This window comes from Escherichia sp. KCJ4928, from assembly GCF_004352695.1.
Taxonomy (GTDB): Bacteria; Pseudomonadota; Gammaproteobacteria; order Enterobacterales; family Enterobacteriaceae; genus ECMA0423.
The window spans coordinates 40,324-62,430 of the sequence record NZ_SJWV01000006.1 but is presented as its reverse complement, the minus strand read 5'-3'; the positions used below and the strand labels follow the sequence as shown (position 1 = coordinate 62,430).

At 51.9% G+C, this 22,107-nt stretch carries 18 protein-coding genes and 1 pseudogene; 11 read left to right on the top strand and 8 right to left on the bottom strand.

What is annotated here, in order from left to right; all coding sequences use genetic code 11:
* Together E0D98_RS02090 and rpsT are read right to left on the bottom strand one after the other, a co-directional pair.
* Window positions 1-211: pseudogene (locus tag E0D98_RS02090) on the bottom strand (pentapeptide repeat-containing protein); the annotation flags it as partial.
* A 483-nt stretch (window positions 212-694) separates the two neighbouring features.
* Entirely contained in the window at window positions 695-958 is a 264-nt protein-coding gene (gene rpsT, locus E0D98_RS02085) for a 30S ribosomal protein S20 (protein ID WP_001274021.1), read from the bottom strand.
* Window positions 959-1,060: 102 nt separating this feature from the next.
* On the opposite strand from rpsT, the gene E0D98_RS02080 reads away from it, so the two are divergent.
* From E0D98_RS02080 to caiF, 11 genes are all read left to right on the top strand, one after another.
* Complete coding sequence (locus tag E0D98_RS02080) at window positions 1,061-1,279, top strand: DUF2575 family protein (protein ID WP_001295417.1); 219 nt, start codon at window positions 1,061-1,063, stop codon at window positions 1,277-1,279.
* Window positions 1,280-1,286: 7 nt separating this feature from the next.
* Window positions 1,287-2,228, top strand: coding sequence for a bifunctional riboflavin kinase/FAD synthetase (ribF, locus tag E0D98_RS02075; RefSeq protein ID WP_114481343.1), 942 nt, complete (start codon window positions 1,287-1,289; stop codon window positions 2,226-2,228).
* 42 nt (window positions 2,229-2,270) lie between these two features.
* Complete coding sequence (gene ileS / locus E0D98_RS02070; RefSeq protein WP_001286856.1) at window positions 2,271-5,087, top strand: isoleucine--tRNA ligase; 2,817 nt, start codon at window positions 2,271-2,273, stop codon at window positions 5,085-5,087.
* Window positions 5,087-5,581 (top strand): signal peptidase II, encoded by a 495-nt coding sequence (gene lspA / locus E0D98_RS02065; RefSeq protein ID WP_000083369.1) that lies wholly within the window; start codon window positions 5,087-5,089, stop codon window positions 5,579-5,581. The genes ileS and lspA overlap by 1 nt, the downstream gene beginning before the upstream one ends.
* Before the next feature lie 87 nt (window positions 5,582-5,668).
* Window positions 5,669-6,118 carry an FKBP-type peptidyl-prolyl cis-trans isomerase gene (fkpB, locus tag E0D98_RS02060; protein WP_000004655.1) on the top strand — a complete coding sequence of 150 codons (450 nt, stop codon included), beginning with the start codon at window positions 5,669-5,671 and terminating at the stop codon, window positions 6,116-6,118.
* 1 nt (window position 6,119) lies between these two features.
* The gene (ispH, locus tag E0D98_RS02055) at window positions 6,120-7,070 is read left to right on the top strand and encodes a 4-hydroxy-3-methylbut-2-enyl diphosphate reductase (protein WP_001166395.1); all 951 of its coding nucleotides are present in this window, start codon (window positions 6,120-6,122) and stop codon (window positions 7,068-7,070) included.
* Window positions 7,071-7,135: 65 nt separating this feature from the next.
* The gene (gene rihC / locus E0D98_RS02050; RefSeq protein WP_001239116.1) at window positions 7,136-8,050 is read left to right on the top strand and encodes a ribonucleoside hydrolase RihC; all 915 of its coding nucleotides are present in this window, start codon (window positions 7,136-7,138) and stop codon (window positions 8,048-8,050) included.
* Window positions 8,051-8,216: 166 nt separating this feature from the next.
* A complete protein-coding gene (gene dapB, locus E0D98_RS02045; protein ID WP_000543605.1) occupies window positions 8,217-9,038 on the top strand; it encodes a 4-hydroxy-tetrahydrodipicolinate reductase in 822 nt (273 codons plus the stop codon).
* Between the two features lie 455 nt (window positions 9,039-9,493).
* Window positions 9,494-10,642 (top strand): glutamine-hydrolyzing carbamoyl-phosphate synthase small subunit, encoded by a 1,149-nt coding sequence (gene carA / locus E0D98_RS02040; RefSeq protein WP_000597260.1) that lies wholly within the window; start codon window positions 9,494-9,496, stop codon window positions 10,640-10,642.
* 17 nt (window positions 10,643-10,659) lie between these two features.
* Entirely contained in the window at window positions 10,660-13,881 is a 3,222-nt protein-coding gene (carB, locus tag E0D98_RS02035; protein ID WP_001126376.1) for a carbamoyl-phosphate synthase large subunit, read from the top strand.
* Window positions 13,882-14,140: 259 nt separating this feature from the next.
* Window positions 14,141-14,536, top strand: coding sequence for a carnitine metabolism transcriptional regulator CaiF (gene caiF / locus E0D98_RS02030; RefSeq protein ID WP_000333125.1), 396 nt, complete (start codon window positions 14,141-14,143; stop codon window positions 14,534-14,536).
* Window positions 14,537-14,654: 118 nt separating this feature from the next.
* On the opposite strand, the gene caiE is transcribed toward caiF, so the two are convergent.
* The 6 genes from caiE to caiT all read right to left on the bottom strand — a co-directional run bounded on the left by caiE (window position 14,655) and on the right by caiT (window position 21,805).
* Window positions 14,655-15,245: a carnitine operon protein CaiE gene (gene caiE / locus E0D98_RS02025; protein ID WP_000122933.1), complete on the bottom strand. Its 591-nt coding sequence runs from the start codon at window positions 15,243-15,245 to the stop codon at window positions 14,655-14,657.
* Window positions 15,246-15,250: 5 nt separating this feature from the next.
* On the bottom strand, window positions 15,251-16,036 hold the full coding sequence (caiD, locus tag E0D98_RS02020) for a crotonobetainyl-CoA hydratase (protein WP_001295419.1): 786 nt from the start codon (window positions 16,034-16,036) through the stop codon (window positions 15,251-15,253).
* 108 nt (window positions 16,037-16,144) lie between these two features.
* Window positions 16,145-17,698, bottom strand: coding sequence for a crotonobetaine/carnitine-CoA ligase (gene caiC, locus E0D98_RS02015; RefSeq protein ID WP_001352635.1), 1,554 nt, complete (start codon window positions 17,696-17,698; stop codon window positions 16,145-16,147).
* A 73-nt stretch (window positions 17,699-17,771) separates the two neighbouring features.
* The gene (gene caiB / locus E0D98_RS02010) at window positions 17,772-18,989 is read right to left on the bottom strand and encodes an L-carnitine CoA-transferase (RefSeq protein ID WP_000349932.1); all 1,218 of its coding nucleotides are present in this window, start codon (window positions 18,987-18,989) and stop codon (window positions 17,772-17,774) included.
* A gap of 128 nt (window positions 18,990-19,117) precedes the next feature.
* A complete protein-coding gene (caiA, locus tag E0D98_RS02005) occupies window positions 19,118-20,260 on the bottom strand; it encodes a crotonobetainyl-CoA dehydrogenase (protein ID WP_000347117.1) in 1,143 nt (380 codons plus the stop codon).
* Window positions 20,261-20,290: 30 nt separating this feature from the next.
* Entirely contained in the window at window positions 20,291-21,805 is a 1,515-nt protein-coding gene (caiT, locus tag E0D98_RS02000; RefSeq protein WP_000787107.1) for an L-carnitine/gamma-butyrobetaine antiporter, read from the bottom strand.
* Window positions 21,806-22,107: the final 302 nt, after the last annotated feature.

Sequence of the window (22,107 nt, the reverse complement as noted above, 5' to 3'; positions counted from 1 at the left end):
GATGAGTATATTGAAAAAAATGATGAAGGACTGGAGATGGTTTAGGCAAGTTATGGCTTCTAAAAAAGTCATCAAACAAAATTAAGAACTCTATTTTATACTCGCAAAATACTTTTACTAACTCATTTTGTCTTGTTTTATTTATTATTACATCATCTACTATATTTGATTTATAAAGACAATGTGGCGAAGTTGAGATACCATTTGTCATTATCAGTCCTTGAAGTTGATGAATTTTTATTAATTTAATTTATGAGTGAATGTGACTAATATCAAAAATAGCTCATTAATTTTATGAAGTAGAATATAAATAGGTATTTAACCTGTGTTGATTGTTGTTAATTATTTACAAGATCTAATAAGGAGATATTTATGAATGGTTAAAGTGTATAGGAATTTAACTCAAAAATAGAGTGGTCTTAAGTTTAATACCTCAATGTGTATCACAATATCCACATTCTTTGTAGGGGAGTCTGGAGATTGAGTAGATATTCTTGTTCAGAATGTATCAGCCGATGGTTCTACGATTCTTAAGCCACGAAGAGTTCAGAAAGTGTAACGGCATGTCTGCAAAAGCCAGCATCTTTTGACTATCTGGCAACCGGTAGTGTGTTCTCTCACGCATCATAAAAGCAGCTGGCATAAAAAAACCCGCTTGCGCGGGCTTTTTCACAAAGCTTCAGCAAATTGGCGATTAAGCCAGTTTGTTGATCTGTGCAGTCAGGTTAGCCTTATGACGTGCAGCTTTGTTTTTGTGGATCAGACCTTTAGCAGCCTGACGGTCCACGATCGGTTGCATTTCGTTAAATGCTTTCTGTGCAGCAGCTTTGTCGCCAGCTTCGATAGCTGCGTATACTTTCTTGATGAAAGTACGCATCATAGAGCGACGGCTTGCGTTGTGCTTACGAGCCTTTTCAGACTGAATGGCGCGCTTCTTAGCTGATTTGATATTAGCCAAGGTCCAACTCCCAAATGTGTTCTATATGGACAATTCAAAGGCCGAGGAATATGCCCTTTTAGCCTTCTTTTGTCAATGGATTTGTGCAAATAAGCGCCGTTAATGTGCCGGCACTCGTTACGTAGTGATGGCGCAGGATTCTACCAGCTTGCGGGGTGTGAATACAGCTTTTCCGCGATAAAAATTGCAGCAGGCGGTCACTTTCTTCCCGTGATTTGCGCCATGGCAATGAAAAGCCACTTCTTTCTGATTTCGGTACTCAATCGCCGGTTAACCTTGACCGCTGTACAAGGTATACTCGGACGATTTTCACTGTTTTGAGCCAGACATGAAGCTGATACGCGGCATACATAATCTCAGCCAGGTCCCGCAAGAAGGGTGTGTGCTGACTATTGGTAATTTCGACGGCGTGCATCGCGGTCATCGCGCGCTGTTACAGGGCTTGCAGGAAGAAGGGCGCAAGCGCAACTTACCGGTGATGGTGATGCTTTTTGAACCTCAACCACTGGAACTGTTTGCTACCGATAAAGCCCCGGCACGGCTGACCCGGCTGCGGGAAAAACTGCGTTACCTTGCAGAGTGTGGCGTTGATTACGTGCTGTGCGTGCGTTTCGACAGGCGTTTCGCGGCGTTAACCGCGCAAAATTTCATCAGCGATCTTCTGGTGAAGCATTTGCGCGTAAAATTTCTTGCCGTAGGTGATGATTTCCGCTTTGGCGCTGGTCGTGAAGGCGATTTCTTGTTATTACAGAAAGCTGGCATGGAATACGGCTTCGATATCACCAGTACGCAAACTTTTTGCGAAGGTGGCGTGCGTATCAGCAGCACCGCTGTGCGTCAGGCGCTGGCGGATGACAATCTGGCTCTGGCAGAAAGTTTACTGGGGCACCCGTTTGCCATCTCCGGGCGTGTAGTCCACGGTGATGAATTAGGGCGCACTATAGGTTTCCCGACGGCGAATGTACCGCTACGCCGTCAGGTTTCCCCGGTGAAAGGGGTTTATGCGGTAGAAGTGCTGGGCCTCGGTGAAAAGCCGTTACCCGGCGTGGCAAACATTGGAACACGCCCAACGGTTGCCGGTATTCGCCAGCAGCTGGAAGTGCATTTGTTAGATGTTGCAATGGACCTTTACGGTCGCCATATACAAGTAGTGCTGCGTAAAAAAATACGCAATGAGCAGCGATTTGCGTCGCTGGACGAACTGAAAGCGCAGATTGCGCGTGATGAATTAACCGCCCGCGAATTTTTTGGGCTAACAAAACCGGCTTAAGCCTGTTATGTAATCAAACCGAAACACGGAACCGAGAATCTGATGAGTGACTATAAATCAACCCTGAATTTGCCGGAAACAGGGTTCCCGATGCGTGGCGATCTCGCCAAGCGCGAACCGGGAATGCTGGCGCGTTGGACTGATGATGATCTGTACGGCATCATCCGTGCGGCTAAAAAAGGCAAAAAAACCTTCATTCTGCATGATGGCCCTCCTTATGCGAATGGCAGCATTCATATTGGTCACTCGGTTAACAAGATTCTGAAAGACATTATCGTGAAGTCCAAAGGGCTTTCCGGTTATGACTCGCCGTATGTGCCTGGCTGGGACTGCCACGGTCTGCCGATCGAGCTGAAAGTAGAGCAAGAATACGGTAAGCCGGGTGAGAAATTCACCGCCGCCGAGTTCCGCGCCAAGTGCCGCGAATACGCGGCGACCCAGGTTGACGGTCAACGCAAAGACTTTATCCGTCTGGGCGTGCTGGGCGACTGGTCGCACCCGTACCTGACCATGGACTTCAAAACTGAAGCCAACATCATCCGCGCGCTGGGCAAAATCATCGGCAACGGTCACCTGCACAAAGGCGCGAAGCCAGTTCACTGGTGCGTTGACTGCCGTTCTGCGCTGGCGGAAGCGGAAGTTGAGTATTACGACAAAACTTCTCCGTCCATCGACGTTGCTTTTCAGGCGGTCGATCAGGATGCACTGAAAGCAAAATTTGCCGTAAGCAACGTTAACGGCCCAATCTCGCTGGTGATCTGGACCACTACGCCGTGGACTCTGCCTGCGAACCGCGCAATCTCTATTGCACCTGATTTCGACTATGCGCTGGTGCAGATCGACGGTCAGGCCGTGATTCTGGCGAAAGATCTGGTTGAAAGCGTAATGCAGCGTATCGGCGTGACCGATTACACCATTCTCGGCACGGTAAAAGGTGCGGAGCTTGAGTTGCTGCGCTTTACCCATCCGTTTATGGGCTTCGACGTTCCGGCAATCCTCGGCGATCACGTTACCCTGGATGCCGGTACCGGTGCCGTTCACACCGCGCCTGGCCACGGCCCGGACGACTATGTGATCGGTCAGAAATACGGCCTGGAAACCGCTAACCCGGTTGGCCCGGACGGCACTTATCTGCCGGGCACTTATCCGACGCTGGATGGCGTGAACGTCTTCAAAGCGAACGACATCGTCGTTGCGCTGCTGCAGGAAAAAGGCGCGCTGCTGCACGTTGAGAAAATGCAGCACAGCTATCCGTGCTGCTGGCGTCACAAAACGCCGATCATCTTCCGCGCGACGCCGCAGTGGTTCGTCAGCATGGATCAGAAAGGTCTGCGTGCGCAGTCACTGAAAGAGATCAAAGGCGTGCAGTGGATCCCGGACTGGGGCCAGGCGCGTATCGAGTCGATGGTTGCTAACCGTCCTGACTGGTGTATCTCCCGTCAGCGCACCTGGGGCGTACCGATGTCACTGTTCGTGCACAAAGACACGGAAGAGCTGCATCCGCGTACTCTCGAACTAATGGAAGAAGTGGCAAAACGCGTTGAAGTTGACGGCATCCAGGCGTGGTGGGATCTTGATGCGAAAGAGATCCTCGGCGATGAAGCTGATCAGTACGTGAAAGTGCCGGACACATTGGATGTATGGTTTGACTCCGGATCTACCCACTCTTCTGTTGTTGACGTGCGTCCGGAATTTGCCGGTCACGCAGCGGACATGTATCTGGAAGGTTCTGACCAGCACCGTGGTTGGTTCATGTCTTCCCTAATGATCTCCACCGCGATGAAAGGCAAAGCGCCGTATCGTCAGGTACTGACCCACGGCTTTACCGTGGATGGTCAGGGTCGCAAGATGTCTAAATCCATCGGCAATACCGTTTCGCCGCAGGATGTGATGAACAAACTGGGCGCGGATATTCTGCGTCTGTGGGTGGCATCAACCGACTACACCGGTGAAATGGCCGTTTCTGACGAGATCCTGAAACGTGCTGCCGATAGCTATCGTCGTATCCGTAACACCGCGCGCTTCCTGCTGGCAAACCTGAACGGTTTTGATCCAGCAAAAGATATGGTGAAACCGGAAGAGATGGTGGTACTGGATCGCTGGGCCGTAGGTTGTGCGAAAGCGGCACAGGAAGACATCCTCAAGGCGTACGAAGCATACGATTTCCACGAAGTGGTACAGCGTCTGATGCGCTTCTGCTCCGTTGAGATGGGTTCCTTCTACCTCGACATCATCAAAGACCGTCAGTACACCGCCAAAGCGGACAGCGTGGCGCGTCGTAGCTGCCAGACTGCGCTGTATCACATCGCTGAAGCGCTGGTGCGCTGGATGGCACCAATCCTCTCCTTCACCGCTGATGAAGTGTGGGGCTATCTGCCGGGCGAACGTGAAAAATACGTCTTTACCGGTGAGTGGTACGAAGGCCTGTTTGGTCTGGCAGACAGTGAAGCGATGAACGATGCGTTCTGGGACGAGCTGTTGAAAGTGCGTGGCGAAGTGAACAAAGTCATTGAGCAAGCGCGTGCCGATAAGAAAGTGGGTGGCTCGCTGGAAGCGGCAGTAACCTTGTATGCAGAACCGGAACTGGCGGCGAAACTGACCGCGCTGGGCGATGAATTACGATTTGTCCTGTTGACCTCCGGCGCTACCGTTGCAGACTATAATGACGCACCTGCTGATGCTCAGCAGAGCGAAGTACTCAAAGGGCTGAAAGTCGCGTTGAGTAAAGCCGAAGGTGAGAAGTGCCCACGCTGCTGGCACTACACCCAGGATGTCGGCAAGGTGGCGGAACACGCAGAAATCTGCGGCCGCTGTGTCAGCAACGTCGCCGGTGACGGTGAAAAACGTAAGTTTGCCTGATGAGTCAATCGATCTGTTCAACAGGGCTACGCTGGCTGTGGCTGGTGGTAGTCGTGCTGATTATCGATCTGGGCAGCAAATACCTGATCCTCCAGAACTTTGCTCTGGGGGATACGGTCCCGCTGTTCCCGTCGCTTAATCTGCATTATGCGCGTAACTATGGCGCGGCGTTTAGTTTCCTTGCCGATAGCGGCGGCTGGCAGCGTTGGTTCTTTGCCGGTATTGCGATTGGTATTAGCGTGATCCTGGCAGTGATGATGTATCGCTCGAAGGCCACGCAGAAGCTAAACAATATCGCTTATGCGCTGATTATTGGCGGCGCGCTGGGCAACCTGTTCGACCGCCTGTGGCACGGCTTCGTTGTCGATATGATCGACTTCTACGTCGGCGACTGGCACTTCGCCACCTTCAACCTTGCCGATACTGCCATTTGTGTCGGTGCGGCACTGATTGTGCTGGAAGGTTTTTTGCCTTCTAAAGCGAAAAAACAATAATAAACCCTGCCGGATAAGGCCTACAGATTGCTGCGAAATCGTAGGCCGCATCCGGCAAAAATCCTCAAAATATAAGAGCAAACCTGCATGTCTGAATCTGTACAGAGCAATAGCGCCGTCCTGGTGCACTTCACGCTGAAACTCGATGATGGCACCACCGCTGAGTCTACCCGCAACAACGGTAAACCGGCGCTGTTCCGCCTGGGTGATGCTTCTCTTTCTGAAGGGCTGGAGCAACACCTGTTGGGGCTGAAAGTGGGCGATAAAACCACCTTCTCGCTGGAGCCCGATGCGGCGTTTGGCGTGCCGTCACCGGACCTGATTCAGTACTTCTCCCGCCGTGAATTTATGGATGCAGGCGAGCCAGAAATTGGCGCAATTATGCTTTTTACCGCAATGGATGGCAGTGAGATGCCTGGCGTGATCCGCGAAATTAACGGCGACTCCATTACCGTTGATTTCAACCATCCGCTGGCCGGGCAGACCGTTCATTTTGATATTGAAGTGCTGGAAATCGATCCGGCACTGGAGGCGTAACATGCAGATCCTGTTGGCCAACCCGCGTGGTTTTTGTGCCGGGGTAGACCGCGCTATCAGCATTGTTGAAAACGCGCTGGCCATTTACGGCGCACCGATATATGTCCGTCACGAAGTGGTACATAACCGCTATGTGGTCGATAGCTTGCGTGAGCGTGGGGCTATCTTTATTGAGCAGATTAGCGAAGTACCGGACGGCGCGATCCTGATTTTCTCCGCACACGGTGTTTCTCAGGCGGTACGTAACGAAGCAAAAAGTCGCGATTTGACGGTATTTGACGCGACCTGTCCGCTGGTGACCAAAGTGCATATGGAAGTCGCCCGCGCCAGTCGCCGTGGCGAAGAATCTATTCTCATCGGTCACGCCGGGCACCCGGAAGTGGAAGGGACAATGGGCCAGTACAGTAACCCGGAAGGGGGAATGTATCTGGTCGAATCGCCGGATGATGTGTGGAAACTGACGGTCAAAAACGAAGAGAAGCTCTCCTTTATGACCCAGACCACGCTGTCGGTGGATGACACGTCTGATGTGATCGACGCGCTGCGTAAACGCTTCCCGAAAATTGTCGGTCCGCGCAAAGATGACATCTGCTACGCCACGACTAACCGTCAGGAAGCGGTACGCGCCCTGGCAGAACAGGCGGAAGTTGTGTTGGTGGTCGGTTCGAAAAACTCCTCCAACTCCAACCGTCTGGCGGAGCTGGCCCAGCGTATGGGCAAACGCGCGTTTTTGATTGACGATGCGAAAGATATCCAGGAAGAGTGGGTGAAAGAGGTTAAATGCGTCGGCGTGACTGCGGGCGCATCGGCTCCGGATATTCTGGTGCAGAATGTGGTGGCACGTTTGCAGCAGCTGGGCGGTGGTGAAGCCATTCCGCTGGAAGGCCGTGAAGAAAACATTGTTTTCGAAGTGCCGAAAGAGCTGCGTGTCGATATTCGTGAAGTCGATTAAGTCATTAGCAGCCTAAGTTATGCGAAAATGCCGGTCTTGTTACCGGCATTTTTTATGGAGAAAACATGCGTTTACCTATCTTCCTCGATACTGACCCCGGCATTGACGATGCCGTCGCCATTGCCGCCGCGATTTTTGCACCCGAACTCGACCTGCAACTGATGACCACCGTCGCGGGTAATGTCTCGGTTGAGAAAACTACCCGCAATGCCCTGCAACTGCTGCATTTCTGGAATGCGGAGATTCCGCTCGCCCAAGGGGCCGCTGTGCCGCTGGTACGCGCACCGCGTGATGCGGCATCTGTGCACGGCGAATCGGGAATGGCTGGCTACGACTTTGTTGAGCACAACCGAAAGCCAATCGGGATACCAGCGTTTCTGGCGATTCGGGATGCCCTGATGCGTGCACCAGAGCCCGTTACCCTGGTGGCCATCGGCCCGTTAACCAATATTGCGCTGTTACTTTCACAATGCCCGGAATGTAAACCGTATATTCGTCGTCTGGTGATCATGGGCGGTTCTGCTGGTCGCGGCAACTGCACACCAAACGCCGAGTTTAATATCGCTGCCGATCCAGAAGCGGCTGCCTGTGTCTTCCGTAGCGGCATCGAAATCGTCATGTGCGGTCTGGATGTCACCAATCAGGCAATATTAACCCCTGACTATCTCGCTACTTTGCCGGAGTTGAATCGCACCGGAAAAATGCTCCACGCCCTGTTTAGCCACTACCGTAGCGGCAGTATGCAAAGTGGACTGCGTATGCACGATCTTTGCGCTATTGCCTGGCTGGTGCGCCCGGAATTGTTCACTCTTAAACCGTGTTTTGTGGCAGTGGAAACTCAGGGCGAATTTACCTCAGGCACGACGGTGGTTGATATCGACGGTTGCCTGGGCAAACCAGCCAATGTAAAGGTGGCATTGGATCTGGATGTGAAAGGCTTCCAGCAGTGGGTGGCTGAGGTGCTGGCTCTGGCGTCGTAACCTGTCACATGTTATCGGCATGCAGTCATTCATCGACTCATGCCTTTCACTGATATCCCTCCCTGTTTATCATTAATTTCTAATTATCAGCGTTTTTGGCTGGCGGCGTAGCGATGCGCTGGTTACTCTGAAAACGGTCTATGCAAATTAACAAAAGAGAATAGCTATGCATGATGCAAACATCCGCGTTGCCATCGCGGGAGCCGGGGGGCGTATGGGCCGCCAGTTGATTCAGGCGGCGCTGGCATTAGAAGGCGTGCAGCTGGGCGCGGCGCTGGAGCGCGAAGGATCTTCTTTACTGGGCAGCGACGCCGGTGAGCTGGCTGGTGCAGGGAAAACAGGCGTTACCGTGCAAAGCAGCCTCGATGCGGTAAAAGATGATTTTGATGTGTTTATCGATTTTACCCGTCCGGAAGGTACGCTGAACCATCTCGCTTTTTGTCGCCAGCATGGCAAAGGGATGGTGATCGGCACTACGGGGTTTGACGAAGCCGGTAAACAGGCGATTCGTGACGCCGCCGCCGATATTGCGATTGTCTTTGCCGCCAATTTTAGCGTTGGCGTTAACGTCATGCTTAAGCTGCTGGAGAAAGCAGCCAAAGTGATGGGTGACTACACCGATATCGAAATTATTGAAGCACATCATAGACATAAAGTTGATGCGCCGTCAGGCACCGCACTGGCAATGGGAGAGGCGATCGCCCACGCCCTTGATAAAGATCTGAAAGATTGCGCGGTCTACAGTCGTGAAGGCCACACCGGTGAACGTGTGCCTGGCACCATTGGTTTTGCCACCGTGCGTGCAGGTGACATCGTTGGCGAACATACCGCGATGTTTGCCGATATTGGCGAGCGTCTGGAGATCACCCATAAGGCGTCCAGCCGCATGACATTTGCTAACGGCGCGGTAAGATCGGCTTTGTGGTTGAGTGGTAAGGAAAGTGGTCTTTTTGATATGCGAGATGTGCTTGATCTCAATAGTTTGTAACCACAAAATATTTGTTATTGTGCAAAAATAACACATTTAATTTATTGATTGTAAAGGGCTTTAATTTTTGGCCCTTTTATTTTTAGTGTTATGTTTTTAAATATTCTATAAGTGCCAAAAATTACATGTTTTGTCTTCTGTTTTTGTTGTTTTAATGTAAATTTTGACCATTTGGTCCACTTTTTCCTGCTCGTTTTTATTTCATGCAATCTTCTTGCTGCGCAAGCGTTTTCCAGAACAGGTTATATGATCTTTTTATCGCTTAATGCCTGTAAAACATGCATGAGCCACAAAATAATATAAAAAATACCGCCATTAAGTTGACTTTTAGCGCCCATATCTCCAGAATGCCGCCGTTTGCCAGAAATTCGTCGGTAAGCAGATTTGCATTGATTTACGTCATCATTGTGAATTAATATGCAAATAAAGTGAGTGAATATTCTCTGGAGGGTGTTTTGATTAAGTCAGCGCTATTGGTTCTGGAAGACGGAACCCAGTTTCACGGTCGGGCCATAGGGGCAACAGGTTCGGCGGTTGGGGAAGTCGTTTTCAATACTTCAATGACCGGTTATCAAGAAATCCTCACTGATCCTTCCTATTCTCGTCAAATCGTTACTCTTACTTATCCCCATATTGGCAATGTCGGCACTAATGACGCCGATGAAGAATCTTCTCAGGTACATGCACAAGGTCTGGTGATTCGCGACCTGCCGCTGATTGCCAGCAACTTCCGTAATACCGAAGACCTCTCTTCTTACCTGAAGCGCCATAACATCGTGGCGATTGCCGATATCGATACCCGTAAGCTGACGCGTTTACTGCGCGAGAAAGGCGCACAGAATGGCTGCATTATCGCAGGCGATAACCCGGATGCGGCGTTGGCGTTAGAAAAAGCCCGCGCGTTCCCAGGTCTGAATGGCATGGATCTGGCAAAAGAAGTGACCACCGCAGAAGCCTATAGCTGGACACAAGGGAGCTGGACGTTGACCGGCGGCCTGCCAGAAGCGAAAAAAGAAGACGAGCTGCCGTTCCACGTCGTGGCTTATGATTTTGGTGCCAAGCGCAACATCCTGCGGATGCTGGTGGATAGAGGCTGTCGCCTGACCATCGTTCCGGCGCAAACTTCTGCGGAAGATGTGCTGAAAATGAATCCAGACGGCATCTTCCTCTCCAACGGTCCTGGCGACCCGGCCCCGTGCGATTACGCCATTACCGCCATCCAGAAATTCCTCGAAACCGATATTCCGGTATTCGGCATCTGCCTCGGTCATCAGCTGCTGGCGCTGGCGAGCGGTGCGAAGACTGTCAAAATGAAATTTGGTCACCACGGCGGCAACCATCCGGTTAAAGATGTGGAGAAAAACGTGGTGATGATCACCGCCCAGAACCACGGTTTTGCGGTGGATGAAGCAACATTACCTGCAAACCTGCGTGTCACGCATAAATCCCTGTTCGACGGTACGTTACAGGGCATTCATCGCACTGATAAACCGGCGTTCAGCTTCCAGGGTCACCCGGAAGCCAGCCCTGGGCCACACGACGCAGCGCCGTTGTTCGACCACTTTATCGAGTTAATTGAGCAGTACCGTAAAACCGCTAAGTAATCAGGAGTAAAAGAGCCATGCCAAAACGTACAGATATAAAAAGTATCCTGATTCTGGGTGCGGGCCCGATTGTTATCGGTCAGGCGTGTGAGTTTGACTACTCTGGCGCGCAAGCATGTAAAGCCCTGCGCGAAGAGGGTTACCGCGTCATTCTGGTGAACTCCAACCCGGCGACCATCATGACCGACCCGGAAATGGCCGATGCGACCTACATCGAGCCGATTCACTGGGAAGTAGTACGCAAGATTATTGAAAAAGAGCGCCCGGACGCGGTGCTGCCAACGATGGGCGGTCAGACGGCGCTGAACTGCGCGCTGGAGCTGGAGCGTCAGGGCGTGTTGGAAGAGTTCGGCGTGACTATGATTGGTGCGACCGCCGATGCGATTGATAAAGCAGAAGACCGCCGTCGTTTCGACGTAGCGATGAAGAAAATTGGTCTGGAAACCGCGCGTTCCGGTATCGCACACACGATGGAAGAAGCGCTGGCGGTTGCCGCTGACGTGGGCTTCCCGTGCATTATTCGCCCATCCTTTACCATGGGCGGTAGCGGCGGCGGTATCGCTTATAACCGCGAAGAGTTTGAAGAAATTTGCGCCCGCGGTCTGGATCTCTCCCCAACCAAAGAGCTGCTGATTGATGAGTCGCTGATCGGCTGGAAAGAGTACGAGATGGAAGTGGTGCGTGATAAAAACGACAACTGCATCATCGTCTGCTCTATCGAAAACTTTGATGCGATGGGCATCCATACCGGTGACTCCATCACTGTCGCGCCAGCCCAAACGCTGACCGACAAAGAATATCAAATCATGCGTAACGCCTCGATGGCGGTGCTGCGTGAAATCGGCGTTGAAACCGGTGGTTCCAATGTCCAGTTTGCGGTGAACCCGAAAAACGGTCGCCTGATTGTTATCGAAATGAACCCACGCGTGTCCCGTTCTTCGGCGCTGGCGTCGAAAGCGACCGGTTTCCCGATTGCTAAAGTGGCGGCGAAACTGGCGGTGGGTTACACCCTCGACGAACTGATGAACGACATCACTGGCGGACGTACTCCGGCCTCCTTCGAGCCGTCCATCGACTATGTGGTTACTAAAATTCCTCGCTTCAACTTCGAAAAATTCGCTGGTGCTAACGACCGTCTGACCACTCAGATGAAATCGGTTGGCGAAGTGATGGCGATTGGTCGCACGCAGCAGGAATCCCTGCAAAAAGCGCTGCGCGGCCTGGAAGTCGGTGCGACTGGATTCGACCCGAAAGTGAGCCTCGATGACCCGGAAGCGTTAACCAAAATCCGTCGCGAACTGAAAGATGCTGGCGCAGAGCGTATCTGGTACATCGCCGATGCCTTCCGTGCGGGCCTGTCTGTGGACGGCGTGTTCAACCTGACCAATATTGACCGCTGGTTCCTGGTACAGATTGAAGAACTGGTGCGTCTGGAAGAGAAAGTAGCGGAAGTGGGCATCACTGGCCTGAACGCTGAATTCCTGCGCCAGCTGAAACGCAAAGGCTTTGCCGATGCGCGTCTGGCAAAACTGGCGGGCGTGCGCGAAGCGGAAATCCGCAAGCTGCGCGACCAGTATGACCTGCACCCGGTTTATAAGCGCGTGGATACCTGTGCGGCAGAGTTCGCCACCGACACCGCTTACATGTACTCCACTTATGAAGAAGAGTGCGAAGCGAATCCGTCTACCGACCGTGAAAAAATCATGGTTCTCGGCGGCGGCCCGAACCGTATCGGTCAGGGTATCGAATTCGACTACTGCTGTGTACACGCCTCGCTGGCGCTGCGCGAAGACGGTTACGAAACCATTATGGTTAACTGTAACCCGGAAACCGTCTCCACCGACTACGACACTTCCGATCGCCTCTACTTCGAGCCGGTAACTCTGGAAGATGTGCTAGAAATCGTGCGTATTGAGAAGCCGAAAGGCGTTATCGTTCAGTACGGCGGTCAGACCCCGCTGAAACTGGCGCGCGCGCTGGAAGCTGCTGGCGTACCGGTTATCGGCACCAGCCCGGATGCTATCGACCGTGCAGAAGACCGTGAACGCTTCCAGCATGCGGTTGAGCGTCTGAAACTGAAACAACCGGCGAACGCCACCGTTACCGCTATTGAAATGGCGGTAGAGAAGGCGAAAGAGATTGGCTACCCGCTGGTGGTACGTCCGTCTTACGTTCTCGGCGGTCGGGCGATGGAAATCGTCTATGACGAAGCTGACCTGCGTCGCTACTTCCAGACGGCGGTCAGCGTGTCTAACGATGCGCCAGTGTTGCTGGATCACTTCCTTGATGACGCGGTAGAAGTTGACGTGGATGCCATCTGCGACGGCGAAATGGTGCTGATTGGCGGCATCATGGAGCACATCGAGCAGGCGGGCGTGCACTCCGGTGACTCCGCATGTTCTCTGCCAGCCTACACCTTAAGTCAGGAAATTCAGGATGTGATGCGCCAGCAGGTGCAGAAACTGGCCTTCGAATTGCAGGTGCGCGGTCTGATGAACGTGCAGTTTGCGGTGAAAAACAACGAAGTCTACCTGATTGAAGTTAACCCGCGTGCGGCGCGTACCGTTCCGTTCGTCTCCAAAGCCACCGGCGTACCGCTGGCAAAAGTGGCGGCGCGTGTGATGGCTGGCAAATCGCTGGCTGAGCAGGGCGTAACCAAAGAAGTTATCCCGCCGTACTACTCGGTGAAAGAAGTGGTGCTGCCGTTCAATAAATTCCCGGGTGTTGACCCGCTGTTAGGGCCAGAAATGCGCTCCACCGGGGAAGTGATGGGCGTGGGCCGCACCTTCGCTGAAGCGTTTGCCAAAGCGCAGCTGGGCAGCAACTCCACCATGAAGAAACACGGTCGTGCGCTGCTTTCCGTGCGCGAAGGCGATAAAGAACGCGTGGTGGACCTGGCGGCAAAATTGCTGAAACAGGGCTTCGAGCTGGATGCGACGCACGGCACGGCGATTGTGCTGGGCGAAGCGGGTATCAATCCGCGTCTGGTAAACAAGGTGCATGAAGGCCGTCCGCACATTCAGGACCGTATTAAGAATGGCGAATATACCTACATCATCAACACCACCTCAGGCCGTCGCGCGATTGAAGACTCCCGCGTGATCCGTCGCAGTGCGCTGCAATATAAAGTGCATTACGACACCACCCTGAACGGCGGTTTCGCTACCGCGATGGCGCTGAATGCTGATGCGACCGAAAAAGTAATTTCGGTGCAGGAAATGCACGCGCAGATCAAATAATAGCGTGTCATGGCGGATATTTTTCATCCGCTAATTTGATCGAATAACTAATACGGTTCTCTGATGAGGACCGTTTTTTTGCCCATTAAGTAAATCTTTTGGGGAATCGATATTTTTGATGACATAAGCAGGATTTAGCTCACACTTATCGACGGTGAAGTTGCATACTATCGATATATCCACAATTTTAATATGGCCTTGTTTAATTGCTTCAAAACGAGTCATAGCCAGACTTTTAATTTGTGAAACTGGAGTTCGTATGTGTGAAGGATATGTTGAAAAACCACTCTACTTGTTAATCGCCGAATGGATGATGGCTGAAAATCGGTGGGTGATAGCAAGAGAGATCTCTATTCATTTCGATATTGAACACAGCAAGGCGGTTAATACCCTGACTTATATTCTGTCGGAAGTCACAGAAATAAGCTGCGAAGTTAAGATGATCCCTAATAAGCTGGAAGGGCGGGGATGCCAGTGTCAGCGACTGGTTAAAGTGGTCGATATCGATGAGCAAATTTACGCGCGCCTGCGCAATAACAGTCGGGAAAAATTAGTTGGCGTAAGAAAGACGCCGCGTATTCCTGCCGTTCCGCTCACGGAACTTAACCGCGAGCAGAAGTGGCAGATGATGTTGTCAAAGAGTATGCGTCGTTAATGTCATTTCGTTGATACCACGCAGCCTGGTTGCTGGATGCGATGCTGGCGCATCTTATCCGGCTTACGGTTGCTTTCCAGCCAGGTCGGATAAGGCGTTTACGCCGCATCCGGCAACATCACCGTTTCGGCGTCACATCCGTCGTCCCCTGCAAACGGGGGCGATTTTCCTCCATTTGCCTCAGTGGCTGCGTTTCATGTAACGATGCATGACAGCGCCCGACAAGATCCTGATACTCTTTGGTATTCAACCGTTTCCAGTGTAACTCGTCGTCACTAACACTGCGTACAGCGCGGGCTGGCGTACCCATCAACAACTGGCGTTTCTCGCCGCTAAAGCCCGCTTTGACAAAGCTCATGGCGGCAACAATGCTCTCTTCGCCAATGACCGCGCCATCCATAATCACGCTGTTCATCCCGACCAATGCATCGCGACCAATCACACAACCATGCAGGATCGCTCCGTGCCCGATATGGCCGTTTTCCCCAACGATGGTGTCAGTGTCGCAGTAGCCATGCATAATGCAGCCATCCTGAATATTGGCTCCCGCTTGCACGATCAACCGCCCGTAGTCACCACGCAGTGAGGCGAGTGGGCCGATGTAGACACCGGCTCCCACAATCACATCGCCAATCAAGACGGCACTGGGATGGACAAACGCCGTCGGGTGAACAACCGGAATTAACCCCTCAAAGGTGTAATAGCTCACGGTTGTTAACGTCCTTTCCACACTGGATCGCGCTTCTCGGCAAACGCCAGCGGCCCTTCAATGGCATCCTCCGAATGCAGAACCGACGGATAGTGTTTCAACACGCCGCTGCGAATATAGCGATACGCTTCTTCTACCGGCATTTCGCTGGTGGTGCGGTAGATCTCTTTCAGCGCCGCAATCGCCAGCGGGGCGCTGTTAACCAGCTGCTGCGCCAGTTCGCGGGCGTTATCCATCAGTTCCGCTTGGCTAACCACGCGGTTGACTATCCCCCAACGCAGCGCCTCTTCTGCGCCCATTCGTCTGCCGGTCATCACCATTTCATTGACGATGGCAGGCGGCAGGATCTTCGGCAGACGCAGCACGCCGCCGCTGTCAGGAACGATGCCCAGTTTGGCTTCCGGCAGGGCGAAGCTGGCGTTATCGGCACAGACAATAAAATCTGCCGCCAGTGCCAGTTCAAAGCCGCCGCCAAAGGCGTAGCCGTTCACGGCTGCGATGACCGGTTTATCCAGATTGAAAATTTCGGTTAAGCCCGCAAAACCACCCGGACCAAAGTCAGCATCCGGTGCTTCGCCTTCTGCTGCTGCTTTTAAATCCCAGCCTGCGGAAAAGAATTTCTCTCCGGCACCGGTAATAATGGCGACACGTAATTGCGGATCGTCACGGAAATTTAGAAATACTTCGCCCATTTCAAAGCTGGTTTTTGCATCAATAGCATTCGCTTTTGGACGATCAAGGGTAATTTCCAGAATTGATCCATTGCGGGTCAGATGTAATGATTCACTCATTCCTTTTCTCCATTTTTGCTTTTTCAGGGACGACAACATCCCTGCAAAAAATGCATATTGTTTTAGAACGTGATTATTAGCTGGCAGGGTAATTCCCTGCTGTTTCATTTATTTCAGATTCTTTCTAATTATTTTCCCCGAGCAATTACGTGGCAGATCTTTTCTGATCTCCAGATAAGAGGGCACTTTAAATTTCGCCATATTTTGTTCGCAGAAGCGGAAAAATTCCTCTTCGCTCAATGTTTCACCTTCATTCAGCACCACAAATGCTTTGATGGCTTCATCGCGAATCGAATCTTTAATACCCACAACCACGATGTCCTGAATTTTCGGATGGGTGGCGATGATATTTTCCAGCTCCACGCAGGAGACATTCTCGCCACCGCGTTTGATCATATTGCAGCGGCGATCGACGAAATAAAAAAAGCCTTCTTCGTCGCGGTATCCGGTATCGCCGGTATGCAGCCAGCCATCAGCTTCCAGCACTTTTGCAGTGGCTTTCGGGTTGAGAAAATACTCTTTGAAGATGGTTTTCCCTGGTACGCCTTTAATACAGATTTCACCGATCTCACCTGCCGGGAGCGGGCGATTGTGATCGTCGCGGATCTCCGCTTCGTAGCAAAACCCCGCTCGACCAATCGACGGCCAGCGTCGTTTATCGCCAGGGCGATCGCCGATAATGCCCACAATGGTTTCCGTCATCCCATAAGACGTCAGCAAGCGAACGCCGAAGCGTTCACAAAACGCATCTTTTTCCTGCTCCGACAAGTTGAGATAAAACATCACTTCCCGCAGGCGGTGTTGCCGATCGTTCGCTGAAGGCGGCTGCACCATCAACGTACGGATCATCATCGGAATACATTCGGTAATGGTGGCGCGGTACTTCTGCACCTGTCCCCAGAAGGCGCGGGCGCTGTATTTCTCGACCAGCACAAAGGTGGCCCCGGCAGAAAACGCCGCCATCGCCGCAGTACACTGGCAATCGATATGAAACGCAGGCATTACCGTCAGGTAGACGTCATCGTCACGCAGTGCACACTGCCAGGCGGAGTAATATCCAGCGAAGCGCAGGTTGTAATGGGTAATCACCACACCTTTCGGTCGGGAGGTGGTGCCGGAGGTGAAGAGAATTTCCGCCGTATCGTCAGTCGATAGCGGCGGTGCATAGCACAAGGTGGCAGGTTGTTGATTTTTCAGTTGAGTAAACGAACTCACGCCATCATCAGCGGGAAGTGCCACATCTGTCAGGCAAATGTGCCGCAATTGAGTGGCATCTTCCTGCTGAATCTGTTGATACATAGGATAGAATTGCGCACTGGTCACCAGCAGGCACGCCTGGCTATTTTGCAGGATCCACGCGCTTTCCTCGCGTAACAGGCGGGCGTTAATCGGCACCATAATCGCGCCAATTTTTGCCAGCCCGAACCAGCAAAAGATAAATTCCGGGCAGTTGTCGAGATGTAGTGCAACCTTGTCGCCTTTGCGAATCCCCAGCGTATAAAACAGGTTTGCCGTGCGGTTAATCTCCTGATTTAACTCAAGATAACTATACCGGTTAACGACTCCGCCGCTGGATTCACAAATCAGCGCCGTTTTATGACCGTAAACGTCCGCAAGATCGTCCCACATTTGACGTAGATGTTGTCCGCCAATGATATCCATTGCACCTCTATCCATTTTTGTTCGTTTGTTATTGGGCGGGCGCTAGTCAGGCAAGCCGACTGACGCCACGCGTTTAGTCCTCAACTTTGGCCAGACCTTTGCTGACCAACTCCTGAATGTCGTTTTCGCTGTAGCCGATATTTTTCAAAATGGCAGCCGTGTCCATGCCATGTGAGGGCATTCCGCGCCAGATTTGTCCGGGGTTATTTTTGAATTTCGGCATGATGTTCGGCCCTTTGCAGGTGCGACCATCCATCGTTTGCCACTGAGTGATTGATTCACGGGCCACATACTGTGGATTGCTTTCCAGTTCCGGTACGGTCAGTACTTTGGCACAGGCGATATTCAGTTCGGCAAAGCGTTCTTTAACTTCTGCGATGGTATGTGCCGCCAGCCAGGCATCGAGTTTTTCTTCTACCAGTGGGCCGTAAGGGCATTCGATACGGTGGATAAGCTGAGTGCCTTCCGGGATTTCCGGCGTACCGAGTAGATGTGCGAGGCCAATATCTTTAAAGCACTCTTCAATTTGGGTAATGCCCACCAGTTCCATCACGATGTAGCCGTCGGCACATTTATACAGACCGCAACCGGCGTAGTAGGGATCTTTACCTTTGCTCATGCGCGGGCACATTTCGCCGCCGTTGAAGTAATCCATCATGAAGTACTGGCCCATACGCAGCATCACTTCATACATGGCGATGTCGATACTTTCGCCTTTACCGGTTTCACGCACTTTATGCAGTGCTGCCAGCGCCGCCGTGGTGGCGGTCAGGCCAGAAAAGTAATCGGCGGTATACGGGAAGGCAGGCATTGGCTGGTCAACATCACCGTTCTGAATCAGGTAACCACTGAAGGCCTGGGCGATGGTGTTATAGGCCGGAAGATTGGTGTACTCCTCGGTGCCGTACTGACCAAAACCGGACAGGTGAGCGATAACCAGTTTCGGGTTGTGCTGCCACAGTACTTCATCGGTAATGCCACGACGGGCAAAGGCCGGACCTTTGCTGGCTTCGATGAAGATATCGGTGGTTTCCATTAATTTCAGAAACGCTTCGCGGCCTTCATCTTTGAAAATATTTAACGACAGCGCGTGCAAATTGCGGCGGGAGAGCTGCGGGTAGTTCGGTTGAACGCGAATGGTGTCGGCCCAGGCGACGTTCTCGATCCAGATAACTTCCGCACCCCATTCTGCGAACATTTGCCCGGCGAACGGCCCGGCGATTTCGATACCGGAGAAGACAACGCGCAATCCGGCCAACGGCCCGAATTTCGGCATGGGTAGATGATCCATTATTAGCTCCTGAAAAATTTATGTAGCGCATGACTGCCGGATGCGGCGTAAACGCTTTATCCGGCCTACATTCGTGCTCCCGTAGGCCTGATAAGACGCATTAGCGTCGCATCAGGCAGCGCACGGACTTAGCGGTATTGCTTCAGCACCGCGCGACCCAGCGTCAGGATCTGCATTTCGTCAGATCCCCCGGAGACGCGGTCTACACGCAGGTCACGCCAGAAGCGGCTGATGCGGTGGTTGCCCGCAATCCCGACACCGCCCAGCACCTGCATTGCGCTATCCACCACTTCAAATGCCGCATTGGCGCAGAAGTATTTGCACATCGCTGCATCGCCAGAGGTGATGGTGCCGTTGTCTGCTTTCCACGCTGCTTCATACAGCATGTTTTTCATGGAGTTTAATTTGATCGCCATGTGGGCGAATTTTTCCTGAATCAACTGGAAACGGCCAATAGCCTCGCCAAACTGCACGCGCTGGTTGGCGTAGCGCGCCGCATCTTCAAAGGCGCACATCGCCGTACCGTAGTTGGTGAGAGCTACCAGGAAACGTTCATGATCGAACTCTTCTTTGACGCGGTTAAAGCCGTTACCTTCCCGACCGAACATGTCTTTCTCGTCCAGTTCCACGTCGTCAAAGGTGATTTCACAGCAGCTATCCATACGCAGACCGAGCTTTTCAAGTTTGGTCACTTTGATGCCCGGTTTGCTCATATCAACAAACCATTCGGTGTAGACAGGTTTGTCCGGAGAAGCCCCGTCGCGCGCCATCACCACGATGTACGGGGTGTAGGCGCTGCTGGTAATAAAACACTTACTACCATTAAGATAAATCTTACCATTTCTACGGGTATAAGTCGTTTTCAGGCTACCCACGTCGGAGCCCGCGCCCGGTTCGGTAATCGCTGAGTTCCACATCTGCTTACCGGTGCCGCGGAAAGCCATAATCTTGTCGATCTGCTCTTGTGTGCCTTCGCGCAGGAAGGTGTTGAACCCGCCCGGCAACTGGTACAGCACATAGGTTGGTGCCCCCAGACGTCCCAGCTCCATCCACACGGCGGCGAGAGTAACAAACCCCGCGTCCAGACCACCGTGCTCTTCAGGGATCAGCAGACTGTCGATACCCATATCCGCCAGTGCTTTGACAAAACGTTCCGGGTAGACGCTGTCACGGTCGCACTCGGCAAAATAGGCCTCCCAGTTTTCGCTGGCCATCAGTTCGCGGATACCGGCGACAAACAGTTCCTGCTCATCATTTAAATTAAAATCCATCTTTCAACCTCTTGATATTTTGGGGGTTAATTAATCTTTCCAGTTCTGTTTCGCGTCTTTAATAAAGGAGAGCGTCACCATAATGTTGACGAAGAACAGCGGGCATCCTCCGGCGATAATGGCAGTTTGAATCGGTTTCAGGCCGCCGAGCGCCAGCAAAACAATACCGATAATGCCAACCAGAATTGACCAACCGATACGCACCAGCAGCGGTGGTTCTTCACCATCGCGTACTTCGCGGCAAGTGGACATCGCCAGGGTATAAGAGCAGGCGTTAACCAGCGTAACGGTGGCAATAAAGCAGAGGATGAAGAAGCCCCACATGGTGGCGGTGCTGAGTGGCAGAGCGGCCCAGGTTTCGATAATGGCGCGCGGCACACCGTACTGTTCGATCAGATTTGGAATGTTGATAATGTTTTTATCTATCAACAGCAGAGTGTTACTACCGAGTACAGTCCACAGGATCCAGGTTGACGCTGTCAGCCCCAGCACCATGCCGAAGCACAGTTCACGCACAGTACGACCACGGGAGATGCGGGCGAGGAAGATACTCATCTGGATAGCATAAATCACCCACCATGCCCAGTAGAACACGGTCCAGCCCTGCGGGAAGCCGCCTTTAGCGATGGGATCGGTATAGAACAACATGCGCGGCAGATACATCAGCAACATCCCCACCGAATCGGTGAAGTAGTTCATGATGAAGCTGGCACCGCTGACAATGAACACCCAACCCAGCATCAGGAAGCTCAGGTAACTACGCACGTCACTGGCGATACGTACCCCTTTTTGCAGACCGCAAGCGACGCAAATGGCGTTGAGGATAATCCAGCAGGTAATGATGATAGCGTCCAGTTGCAGGGTATGCGGAATGCCAAACAACCATTGCATACACTCGGTCACCAGCGGCGTGGCAAGGCCCAGACTGGTACCCATCGCGAAGATCAAGGCGACGAGATAGAAGTTGTCGACGATAGTGCCGAACAACCCTTTGGCGTGTTTTTCACCTACCAGCGGCACCAGTGTCGAGCTGGGGCGAATCACTTCCATTTTGCGGACAAAGAAGAAGTAAGCGAAGGCGACTGAAAGGAAGCTGTAAGTGGCCCACGGCAGAGGTCCCCAGTGGAACAAGCTGTAAGCCAGCCCCAACTCTTTCGCCCCTGTCGAGTTCGGTTCTAAGCCAAACGGCGGGGTGGAGATGTAGTAGTAGATCTCAATCGATCCCCAGAACAGTACGGCAGCAGACGTACAGGAGGCGAACATCATAAAGATCCAACTGGCGGTACTAAATTCAGGTGGTTCGTTACCTAAACGCTTTTTGGCATACGGGCCAAACACCAGCCAGAACCAACCGAAAAGCATCACCACCATATACCATTCAAATGCCCATCCCCATACATTGGTGACGTAACTGAATACAGCATTAATAACGACATTCGCTGCATCCAGATCTCTGACTGTAAGCCAACAAAGTATGCCGACGATTATTAACGGCGGAAAGAAAACCTTCGGTTCTATTCCCGTTTTTCTCTTTTCATTCTTCATGAGTTAATTCCACTGTGAAAACGAATATTTATTTTGCGTTCCCGTTTGTTTTATTTTTGTTAACATTTGATATAATTATTATTAACCTCGTGGACGCGTTAATGGCTAACTCATAATGGGTATTCAATAAGCTGCATTCTGTGATTGTTATCACATTTTTGTTTCGGGTGAATAGAGGGCGATTTTCTCGTTAATTTTGATTATTAATCAGTTTGTTATGTTGTGTTGTGAGTAAAAAAATAGCATCTGAATTTCAATATTGGTGATCCATAAAGCAATATTGAAAATTTCTTTTTTCTACG

What these genes read in the sequence shown, in the direction of transcription:
- E0D98_RS02080 (WP_001295417.1), top strand. Translation starts at nt 1,061, where the DNA reads ATGTGCCGGCACTCGTTACGTAGTGATGGCGCAGGATTCTACCAGCTT.
- ribF (WP_114481343.1), top strand. Translation starts at nt 1,287, where the DNA reads ATGAAGCTGATACGCGGCATACATAATCTCAGCCAGGTCCCGCAAGAA.
- ileS (WP_001286856.1), top strand. Translation starts at nt 2,271, where the DNA reads ATGAGTGACTATAAATCAACCCTGAATTTGCCGGAAACAGGGTTCCCG.
- lspA (WP_000083369.1), top strand. Translation starts at nt 5,087, where the DNA reads ATGAGTCAATCGATCTGTTCAACAGGGCTACGCTGGCTGTGGCTGGTG.
- fkpB (WP_000004655.1), top strand. Translation starts at nt 5,669, where the DNA reads ATGTCTGAATCTGTACAGAGCAATAGCGCCGTCCTGGTGCACTTCACG.
- ispH (WP_001166395.1), top strand. Translation starts at nt 6,120, where the DNA reads ATGCAGATCCTGTTGGCCAACCCGCGTGGTTTTTGTGCCGGGGTAGAC.
- rihC (WP_001239116.1), top strand. Translation starts at nt 7,136, where the DNA reads ATGCGTTTACCTATCTTCCTCGATACTGACCCCGGCATTGACGATGCC.
- dapB (WP_000543605.1), top strand. Translation starts at nt 8,217, where the DNA reads ATGCATGATGCAAACATCCGCGTTGCCATCGCGGGAGCCGGGGGGCGT.
- carB (WP_001126376.1), top strand. Translation starts at nt 10,660, where the DNA reads ATGCCAAAACGTACAGATATAAAAAGTATCCTGATTCTGGGTGCGGGC.
- caiF (WP_000333125.1), top strand. Translation starts at nt 14,141, where the DNA reads ATGTGTGAAGGATATGTTGAAAAACCACTCTACTTGTTAATCGCCGAA.
- caiD (WP_001295419.1), bottom strand. Translation starts at nt 16,036, where the DNA reads ATGAGTGAATCATTACATCTGACCCGCAATGGATCAATTCTGGAAATT.
- caiC (WP_001352635.1), bottom strand. Translation starts at nt 17,698, where the DNA reads ATGGATATCATTGGCGGACAACATCTACGTCAAATGTGGGACGATCTT.
- caiB (WP_000349932.1), bottom strand. Translation starts at nt 18,989, where the DNA reads ATGGATCATCTACCCATGCCGAAATTCGGGCCGTTGGCCGGATTGCGC.
- caiA (WP_000347117.1), bottom strand. Translation starts at nt 20,260, where the DNA reads ATGGATTTTAATTTAAATGATGAGCAGGAACTGTTTGTCGCCGGTATC.
- caiT (WP_000787107.1), bottom strand. Translation starts at nt 21,805, where the DNA reads ATGAAGAATGAAAAGAGAAAAACGGGAATAGAACCGAAGGTTTTCTTT.